Below are 9,604 nucleotides of genomic sequence, written 5' to 3'. Positions count from 1 at the left end.
TACGCTACGTACTTCTCGGGGCGCTTACTCATTAACAGGAATGTCAGCAACATCGGATAACGAAATGCCATACTTAATGTCCATCAATTGACCAGCGCATGAGATATGCTCTGGCGGGAGGGCGATATGTTGCAGAAATACAGCCCCTTGCACGCGCATTAGCAGGCGTGCGCAAAAATTTATCTACCGATGCACAAAAAGCCCCCTGCAAATCATTGGTGGAAGAATCTCCAGGAAAGCGACTAACCCACAATGCACCACTTAATTCTTTTGCAATAAGGATGTTCCATTAATCCGTTTCAAAAATAATCTGTTCATCCTCATCAACACGGATGCAGATTTGCGTGATAGCTGTTTTCTCTGTCATCGCCTGCAACCAGTAACGGGACAGTTGCGGCAGAATATGCTGCTCGATATAACCAATCAGCAAGCGTGCCCCTGTTTCGTGCATCGGGCAGTGCGCCACAATGTGCGTAATGAGTTCGTCGCCATAGATGAGTGAAACGCTATGCTGCTCCGCCATACGATCCATCAGTCTGCCAAGATGCAGACGGGCAATAACACCTCGCGCCTTCTCATCCAACGGCAAATAAGGGATAACCGTCACCCTCCCCAGGAAAGCCGCTGGGAAGTGTTTGCGTAACTCCGGCATTAACGCCTCTTTTAGCCCTGCTGAATCGGGCATCAGCGCCGGATCCTCGTAGAGCTGGCTGATAAGCTCCGCACCTGCGTTAGTGGTCAACAACAGCGTGGTATTTTTGAAATCGATGTGGACACCTTCGCCATCCTCCATCGCACCTTTATCGAATACCTGGTAGAACAACTCGTGGACGTCGTGATGGGCTTTTTCAATTTCATCCAGCAACACCACGCTCCAGGGATGACGGCGTACAGCTTCCGTCAACACACCGCCTTCGCCATAGCCAACATAGCCGGGCGGCGCGCCTTTCAGCGTGGAGACAGTGTGAGACTCCTGAAACTCGCTCATATTGATAGTAATCAGATTCTGCTCACCGCCGTAGATTGCTTCTGCCAGCGCCAGCGCGGTCTCGGTCTTGCCAACACCGGACGGCCCGGCCAGCAAAAAGACGCCCACAGGTTTGCGCGGATCGCCTAACCCCGCCCGCGCGGTCTGGATACGCTCACCAATCTGCGCCAGAGCATCCATCTGCCCGGTAACACGTTGCGCCAGGCGGGCAGGCAGTTCCAGGATCTGGCTGGCTTCATCTTTTACCATGCGCCCAGCGGGAATGCCGGTCCAGTCGGAGACAATCGCCGCTACCACCGCCGCATTAACTTCCGGAAACACGATGGGGTTTTCACCCTGCCAGACTCTTAATGCTGCTTCTGACTGTTGCAGTGTGATTTCATCACGCTCGCGGGTTTCTGCAGCACGCTGCTCCTGTAATCTGTTAACCAGCTCTAGTTCTTGCTGCCAGCGTTCATCCGCATCAAATAGTTCTCTTTTCAGCGATATAATCTGCGACGCCAGTGTGTCGCCTCGCTCTGCGCGGATTCCCATTTTTTCCTGTTTTAATAGCAGTTCCTGCTCCATTTCAGCGGCTTTGAGCCGTTGACGCAGAAACTGGATATTCGCTGGTGGAGTGTGCAGCGACAGCGCCACGCGGGCTGCGGCTGTATCCAACAAACTGATGGCTTTGTCCGGTAGCTGTCGAGCCGGGATATAACGGTGAGAAAGCTGTACAGCAGCACGCACGGCTTCATCAAGGATGAGTACGCTATGGTGCTTTTCCAGCGTAGTGACTAACCCGCGTACCATCTCAACAGCGGCAGCCTCTTCCGGCTCTGCCACCTGCAACACCTGAAATCGCCGGGTCAATGCCGGATCTTTCTCTATATGGCGTTTATACTCACTCCAGGTGGTCGCCCCAATCGTTCGAAGACTGCCACGCGCCAGCGCCGGTTTCAGCAGGTTGGCAGCGTCACCTGTACCGGATGTACCTCCGGCGCCTACCAGGGTGTGAACCTCATCGACAAACAGAATCACCGGCTGCGGCGAGCACGCAGCTTCTTCCAGCAGCGCCTTCAGGCGGGATTCAAATTCGCCTTTCATAGACGCTCCCGCCAGCAGCGCCCCGACATCCAGCGACAGCAACCGCACGTTACGCAGTGAGGGCGGCACTTCCCCCTCGGCAATCGCCAGCGCGAATCCTTCCACCACAGCCGTTTTCCCGACGCCTGCCTCGCCAGTTAGCAGCGGATTGTTCTGCCGACGGCGCAGCAGAATATCCGTCATAGTACGAATTTCGTGCTCTCGACCGGTGACTGGATCGATGCCACCTTCGCGAGCCTGTGCAGTCAGATCCTGACAGTATTTCGCCAGCGCGGATTTACTCCCTGCTGATTTACTGGAAAATGCCTGACTGCTTTCTCCCGGAACCGCAGAATTCAAATCCGAACCATCATATGGAATCTCTGATATTTCAGGGGATGATGAGATTAAAGACGGAAGAATATCCAATAGTTCATTTACCGGTAACCCAGCCAATGGCGCACAGATATTTTTTAACACTCGATACAATTCTGGTGTGGTTAACCAGGCTAGTAGTAACCATCCGCTACGAATTTTGTGATCGCCAAAACGGATGCTTGCCAACATCCAGGCTTTTTCAACAGAAAGATCTATATGGTGGGAAAAATCGCTAATTACGCTAGCTCCGGCAGGCAATATATCCAATTGCTGAATTAACGCATTCTCTACATCAAAAGATGTTATTTGGTAATGCCGAAGAACATGGTGAATATCATTCTCTGGTTGTTGTATTAGCTGATGCAACCAATGCGTTAGTTCGACATAAGGATTAGCGCGTAATTTACAGAACGTTGTCGCAGACTCCAAAGACCTGAATAAAGGTTTTGTTAGCTTTCCATATAGTGCACTGCGTGAAACAGGAGTGTCCATCTGTTACACCTGATGATGTAAGAACATATAAATGATACATAAACATAAATGTACCGATTAGAACTTCTAATTAATAGAATCATCAAAATTCCAGAATGAAACAATGATGCATATCACAGAACGCAATGTAATATAGCGGTTAGTATCTTTTTTATGTTTTTTTTCAATACAGAAAATCAATCACATATACATTATGAATATATTACATCAAAATTATCACAATACATTTCCGCAGGAATTAATATTGATAAAATAAATTGTTCAGCATTACTTATCTAAAAAATTGAAATTATTCTTCTATTGAAAAGAACACTCTATACAGCGATACGTAATGAAACGAAATATTTCCTGGGGACTACAAAAAATACAGGCGCACGGGGTTACCGATAGCACAATTTACGCGACTGCAGGAACACAGATTATCTTCACCGTCAACGCGCCCTGGCTTCCTGTTTTTGAGGTGGATGAGAATGCGAAAATTGCTCTCAGCCTGACTCGCCACGAAGAGGCGTGGTGGATAATCAATCAGTCCGATGAATATTGTTGCACGGTAAATGATCAGATTGTCGAGCCGCATCACCGTATGCGCCTGAATGAAGGGGATCTGATTGAATGGGGATTATCTTCCTGGTGTCTTGTTCGTAACAATCCGACGTCTCTTACTCCACGTGAGGAAAAGACGACACCACAGACTGCTGTTTCGCTGGAAACAATAAGCGAATATCTCGATCTTGACTGGTTTCGACAACAGCAACGGCAGTCGCAAAATCCGTTTGATATCATTCCGGTTCATGGCACAGTCGCCACCGAAGGCACCCCAGAAACAGATAACCCACTAACCCTACTTTACCAGGAATACCGCCAGGCATTATTGTCCCCTGAACAAGATATCCATCGTTATGCCGATCCATTTCCCCTTAATGAAGAGGCAGTTACGCTGGATCTGGCCTCATTGCGCAATCTGACCACTGAAGCTGATTCATTGCAGGATATGGTCACAGGAGGGTTAAGCATTGACGCTATTCTCGATGTCCTGGATACCACCGGCGAAGGAGAAACGATCTGGCCTACCGAAACGGTTCTCCCCGATATTCTGCACTTGCTTTCCCCGGAATACGCATCGGAAATGGTGCATAGCGCCGTCTTACCCGATCTGACACAACGTGAGCACCGCCTCATTGGCATTGACAGCCATTACCGGGTAAACCCGGTACAACACGGAGATATCTATCATGACAAGCAATAACGTGCTACCGGCTACCTTGTCGGCACTGCTGCGGAATTATTCTGTAGCGGAAGGTATTCAGATGGCTGAGCAACAAGTAAAGATGCACCCAACTAAGGCTTTACATCGGCACAGCCTGTTTCAGTTATTGTGCGTGATCGGCTACTGGTCACGAGCGCTGCAACAAATCCAACTGTGCGCCCGACTGGACGCAAATTATACCCGAGAAGCGCAGGTATTTGGGGAGTTGATTCGCTGTGAGATATACCGCCAGTCCTGCTTTCATGGTGAACAACGTCCCGGCTTTATTCTCCCTCCGCCCGTCTGGATGGAGGATCTGCTTGTCGCCCTCGCCTGTAACGCCCATGGTAAAACGTCAGATGCCGATGCCCACCGCAGCCACGCGTTTGAGACCATAACAGACACTGCCGGACAGTGGAATGGCGGCACATTTGACTGGATAAGCGACAGCGACTCCCGTACCGGCCCAGTGCTGGAACTGGTCACTGGTGGCATGTATATCTGGCTGCCGCTTTCGCAAATTCGCTCACTGAAATCGCCCCCGCCAGCGAGTCTGACCGATCTGATCTGGAAACCCGTCAATATCACACTTCACAATGGTGATGTGCATGGTGCCTGGCTATTTTCCCGCTACAGCGGTTCAGAAAAAGCCTCCGATACCCTGTGTCTGTGCCGCAAAACCGTCTGGCAGGATGGTTCCGGAGAAACCCTGGTACAGGCTCTGGGGCAAAAAATGTGGCTCACCAGCCACGGAGATATCAGCCTGCTGGATTTGAGCACCTGCACCTTTAATTCACCTGAAGGCCAAGATGCATGAATGCCTCCCACCAGCGCCCGGGCAAACACTTACTACCCACTCTGTTTGACCGCCTGTGCGACGACACCCCAAACCAGAAGCGCGACCACGATATCAGTGTTAGCCCAGCTCAGCTTAAAGAGATCATCCGCCGGGATTTGTCGTTTCTGCTCAACACCATCAGCCATGAAGATGATATTGATGCCGCGCGTTACCCGCAGGCGGCTGCTTCCGTAGTGAACTACGGCCTGCCGCCGCTGGCGGGGAGCTTTTTGTATGAACATAAGTGGGATGATATCCGCAGAGCTATTTTGCGTACTATTACCCGGTTTGAACCCCGGCTGAAGACCTCCACACTGCAAATCATCCCGCTACAGGATGAACAACGCCAGAATGGCCATAACACATTACAGTTTGAAATTTGCGGTGAGATCCTCACGCAGCCGTATCCGACAGCATTCCGGGTACGTAGTGCGCTGGATATGGAGCACAGCCGCATTACATTTTATTAATATAGAGGGTGAGTGATGGATCCACGGCTACTGGAATACTACAACCGCGAATTGAGCTACCTGCGGGAAACGGGAGCCGAATTTGCCGCCCGTCATCCAAAAATCGCCGCCCGTCTGGGAATGCAGGGTGCGGATATTGCCGATCCCTATGTGGAGCGTATGATCGAAGCTTTCAGCTTCCTGACCGCCCGCACGCAGCTTAAAATTGACGCTGAATTTCCCCGCTTCACCCAGCGTTTGTTGGAGGTCGTCAGTCCCAATTACATCACCCCAACCCCCTCAATGAGCGTGGCACAACTACATCCCGATCCGGAAGAAGGTGATTTGGCGAAGGGATTCACCGTCCCACGCAACACTGCCTTTTTTTCCTCCATTCCGGAAGGTGAAAGCGCCGCCTGCCAGTTTCGCAGCAGCCAGGATGTGACACTGTGGCCGCTTGCCATCGAAGAGGCGCGCCTGACCGCCGCGCCGCCGGATATGCCCGCCCTGCACCGCTACCTGCCAGCTAACATTCACGTCGCCGGAGCACTACGCATTACCCTGCGCACCTTCGGTGAACTGACCTTCAGCCAGCTTGCCGGGCTGGACAAGCTGCCGCTCTATCTCTGCGGCGAGGAGCGCACGACCTCACACCTGTTCGAACTGTTGCACACCAGCGCCATTGCCACACTGGCTGGCGTTCCGGGTCATTTTGACGGAGTACTGGATGTGAATCTGAAACAGCCCGTCATGTACGAGGGTCTGGAGCCGGATCAAGGGCTATTGCCGCTGGCGTGGAACGTGTTCCACGGCCATAACCTGTTGCATGAATATTTTGCCTGCCCGGAACGCTTTTATTTTTTCACCCCGACGGGTCTGTCTGCCGGGTTACAAAAAATTCACAGCGGTGTGGCGGAAATTGTTATCTTACTGAACCGCCTGCCGCCAGACTGGCTGATCCACCAGACAAATGCTGCACAGTTCAGCCTGTTCTGTACCCCGGTGATCAACCTGTTTCCCCGCGTCACCGCCCGGCTCGATATCACACACAGCACGACAGAGCAGCACCTGGTGGTGGACAGAACCCATCCGCTCGACTATGAGGTGTTTTCGGTCCAGGAAGTGGAAGGGTTGGAAGCCGACACCACGCGGAAGATGACATTTCGCCCGCTCTACCACACCCGCAATAATGATGAAGGCAATCATGGGCGTTATTTTTCCCTGCGCCGGGAGCCGCGTCGGTTGTCTGAGAACGCCCGCCGCTACGGCACCCGCACACCCTATACGGGTTCGGAAGTATTCCTGTCGCTGGTTGACCAGTATGAAGCCCCATACCCGGAAAATCTGCGCCATATCACCATCACTGCCATGGTCACCAACCGCGATCTGCCCTGTCTTATCGCACGCAATGGCCGGGACGATCTGACCGTGGATGCGGCCATCCCTGTGGCAGGTGTGGGGCTTATCCGTCCACCTCGTCCACCACAGCCACCACTGGCGGAACGTGAAATGGCCTGGCGGTTGATCCGCCAGTTATCCTTTAATTATCTGCCGCTGGCCGATCTGGATCACCGCACCGGCGGTCAGGCACTGCGCGATCTGCTGAACCTGTTTATTCCGGCGCATGACAGTCCGCAGTCGCGTCAGGTACGCAGCCTGATTGGCTGTAAAACAACGCCTGTTACCCGCCGTCTGCCCGGTTCCGGGCTGCTGGTTTATGGTCGCGGCGTCAGTTGTGAGCTGACGGTGGATGAAGACGGATTCTCTGGTATTAGCCCGTATCTGTTCGGTCTGGTGTTGGAGCAATATATCGCTCGTCATGTTTCCATTAATACCTTCTCGCAGATGACGCTGCACAGTATGCAACGTGGGAAAATTATGACCTGGCCGGTCAGAGCCGGACTACGGGGAAGTGTATGAGCGGCGATTTCACCCAAGCGCAGAAAACGCCCTGGCGCTATGGTTTTCTGAACCTGATGCGCCGCGTGGATGTGCAGTTGTGTACCGTCCCCGCAGGTAGTGCCTGGCAACCAGGCATGGAAAAATTTCGCCTGGGACAAACACCTACACTGACCTTTGCGCCACGGGAAATCGCCAATGTGAGCTGGCAACAAGGACGCCTGCACCTTAGCCTTTACAGCCTTGGACTGTGGGGTCCGAACGGTCCGCTGCCACTGCATTACACTGAACTCGCGCGCAATCGGACCGAAAGCCGCTGCGATCCGACCCTGACCCGTTTTACCGATCTTTTTCATCACCGCTGGCTGACGCAGTTTTATCAGGCATGGCGCAGCGCCCAGTCCGCCGGGGGCGGTCTGGATAAACAGGAATATGACCGTTTTGCCTTTTATATCGCCAGCCTCAGCGGGCAGGATTTACGGGAAAGTGCAGATAGCTCGCTGCCGGATCACGTTCGCCTGGCGGCATCGGCCCATCTGGTGCGCGAATCCCGCAACCCGGACGGCTTGGCCGCCACGCTGGCGCACTATTTCAGTGTGCCTTTCCGGATACAAGAGTATGTCCTGCACTGGATAACGGTGGCTGATGATGAAATTACCCGACTGGGGATACCAGCCCCCTCTTCCGTCATTGGCAACGGCGCACTCATCGGCCAGGCCGTGCCGGACATGCAATATAAGTTCCGGCTGGTGATTGGCCCGCTGACACTGGCTGACTACCGGCGTTTCCTGCCTGGTGGTAATAACCTGCCAGTACTAACGGAACTGGTTCGTGCATTTACCGGGTTTGAATACTGCTGGGAAATTGAGCTACAGCTTAAACCACACGCAGCCCCTCCGGCTGTTACTGGCGGTCCATATCAGCTTGGCTGGACCGCCTGGGCAGGGAAAGCCCTGCACGACAACCCGGTGACGGGCATGATTTTCGAACCTGAACACTATCTGGCACACTGAGGATAATTTAATGGATACCCCCCTGTCTGACCCTATTTCGGCTGAATGCCCCTGCGGCCCGGATCTGGAGTATGATCCAGAGTACCTGTTGCTGTTCACCCGCGCCTTAGCGCGTGAAGAGGCGCAATATGGCGATTTTGTCAGTACACCGGAAACTATTAACTGGGCGGAGCTGGAGCGGGACGCCCGCCGCCTGCTGGCACGCAGTAAAGATATCCGCATCCTGGTTGTCCTGCTGCGTTGCCGTATCCAGCAGGCCGGAGCCAGAGGGCTGGTGGAGACACTCACGCTTCTGGAAACGTTGTGTGTCGCAAACCCGGACACCATCCATCCACAACTGCTTACGGCTGAAGATACCACCGCCGAAGATGCGGCTGTAGCACGCAGTAACGCGCTGTCGGCGCTACTGGACCACGAAGGCGTAATGGCTGATATTCGTGGCATTACGCTATCAAACAACGCCGCCATGCGCCTTCAGGTTCGGGATGTGGAACGTTCGCTGTCTGCATCACGCCCGGCGGATGCGCTGGCACCGGAATCAGTACGTCAGCAACTGGCCGACCTGGAAGCACGCGGCGCACTGCCGCTGGACGCATTTCGCCAGGCCGCCGAGATCACTGAGCGACTGCAACACCATGCTCGTGAAACGCTGAATGACCTGGCCCCGGACTTTTCGCGTCTGACGCAACTGCTGACCCTGTTGCCTGGGGCGGTACAGACAACTACGCCAGAAATCCCACAACCAAAACCGCAGGCTGATCAGCCGAAGTATGCTGCTATCGATAATACCGGACTAACACTAGCAGGGCATGTCGCTCCCACAGTGGATATACCAGCCGAAACGACCGCAAAGATCATCGCAGAGCCACAGCAAATCAGCGATCGGAACGACGCACTGAAACGCCTGCGAGTCATCCGCCGCTGGTTTGAGCACAGTGAACCAAGCAGTCCGACCATTCCTTTGTTGCGTCAGGCGGAACGACTGGTCGGTAAACGCTTTTCGGAGATAATCAATGAAGTTCCAGCAGAACTGCTGGAGAAGTGGGATGCGCAGGAATAACCAAAATGACCAGAACTTATAACTACTGGTCATTATATGGTGTAACTATTTTCTGGATTAAATCCATTTAACTTCCGGGGTGAAAAATCCCGAAAGCCAGAAACGACAAAAGCCTGAACCATTGCTGATTCAGGCTTTCTAAATATTGGCGGAACGGACGGGACTCGAACCCGCGA

7 protein-coding genes are annotated in these 9,604 nt (G+C 53.2%); 6 read left to right on the top strand and 1 reads right to left on the bottom strand.

Annotation, left to right across the window (positions count from 1 at the left end):
• Positions 1-289: 289 nt before the first annotated feature.
• A complete protein-coding gene (tssH, locus tag EQY_RS0119865) occupies positions 290-2,923 on the bottom strand; it encodes a type VI secretion system ATPase TssH (protein WP_024212670.1) in 2,634 nt (877 codons plus the stop codon).
• A gap of 331 nt (positions 2,924-3,254) precedes the next feature.
• On the opposite strand from tssH, the gene tagK reads away from it, so the two are divergent.
• From tagK to EQY_RS0119835, 6 genes are read left to right on the top strand one after another with little or no spacing between them, the layout of a single operon-like run.
• Entirely contained in the window at positions 3,255-4,169 is a 915-nt protein-coding gene (tagK, locus tag EQY_RS0119860) for a type VI secretion system-associated protein TagK (protein ID WP_000827836.1), read from the top strand.
• On the top strand, positions 4,156-4,986 hold the full coding sequence (locus EQY_RS0119855) for a type VI secretion system accessory protein TagJ (protein WP_000203357.1): 831 nt from the start codon (positions 4,156-4,158) through the stop codon (positions 4,984-4,986). The genes tagK and EQY_RS0119855 overlap by 14 nt, the downstream gene beginning before the upstream one ends.
• The gene (gene tssE, locus EQY_RS0119850; protein WP_000994234.1) at positions 4,983-5,477 is read left to right on the top strand and encodes a type VI secretion system baseplate subunit TssE; all 495 of its coding nucleotides are present in this window, start codon (positions 4,983-4,985) and stop codon (positions 5,475-5,477) included. The genes EQY_RS0119855 and tssE overlap by 4 nt, the downstream gene beginning before the upstream one ends.
• A gap of 15 nt (positions 5,478-5,492) precedes the next feature.
• Positions 5,493-7,376: a type VI secretion system baseplate subunit TssF gene (gene tssF / locus EQY_RS0119845; protein WP_000371473.1), complete on the top strand. Its 1,884-nt coding sequence runs from the start codon at positions 5,493-5,495 to the stop codon at positions 7,374-7,376.
• Positions 7,373-8,368, top strand: a complete 996-nt coding sequence (gene tssG / locus EQY_RS0119840; RefSeq protein ID WP_000012133.1) for a type VI secretion system baseplate subunit TssG — start codon at positions 7,373-7,375, stop codon at positions 8,366-8,368. Before tssF ends, tssG begins: the two co-directional genes overlap by 4 nt.
• Positions 8,369-8,378: 10 nt before the next feature.
• The gene (locus EQY_RS0119835) at positions 8,379-9,428 is read left to right on the top strand and encodes a type VI secretion system protein TssA (protein WP_000380755.1); all 1,050 of its coding nucleotides are present in this window, start codon (positions 8,379-8,381) and stop codon (positions 9,426-9,428) included.
• Positions 9,429-9,604 lie beyond the last annotated feature (176 nt).

This window comes from Escherichia sp. TW14182 (assembly GCF_000208525.1).
Lineage (GTDB): Bacteria > Pseudomonadota > Gammaproteobacteria > Enterobacterales > Enterobacteriaceae > Escherichia > Escherichia ruysiae.
The sequence above is the reverse complement of the archived record's forward strand: the minus strand, read 5'-3'. Positions and strand labels throughout refer to the sequence as shown.

Excerpts from the sequence above, each read along its gene's own strand:
- tssH (WP_024212670.1), bottom strand. The coding sequence starts at position 2,923 with ATGGACACTCCTGTTTCACGCAGTGCACTATATGGAAAGCTAACAAAA.
- tagK (WP_000827836.1), top strand. The coding sequence starts at position 3,255 with ATGAAACGAAATATTTCCTGGGGACTACAAAAAATACAGGCGCACGGG.
- EQY_RS0119855 (WP_000203357.1), top strand. The coding sequence starts at position 4,156 with ATGACAAGCAATAACGTGCTACCGGCTACCTTGTCGGCACTGCTGCGG.
- tssE (WP_000994234.1), top strand. The coding sequence starts at position 4,983 with ATGAATGCCTCCCACCAGCGCCCGGGCAAACACTTACTACCCACTCTG.
- tssF (WP_000371473.1), top strand. The coding sequence starts at position 5,493 with ATGGATCCACGGCTACTGGAATACTACAACCGCGAATTGAGCTACCTG.
- tssG (WP_000012133.1), top strand. The coding sequence starts at position 7,373 with ATGAGCGGCGATTTCACCCAAGCGCAGAAAACGCCCTGGCGCTATGGT.
- EQY_RS0119835 (WP_000380755.1), top strand. The coding sequence starts at position 8,379 with ATGGATACCCCCCTGTCTGACCCTATTTCGGCTGAATGCCCCTGCGGC.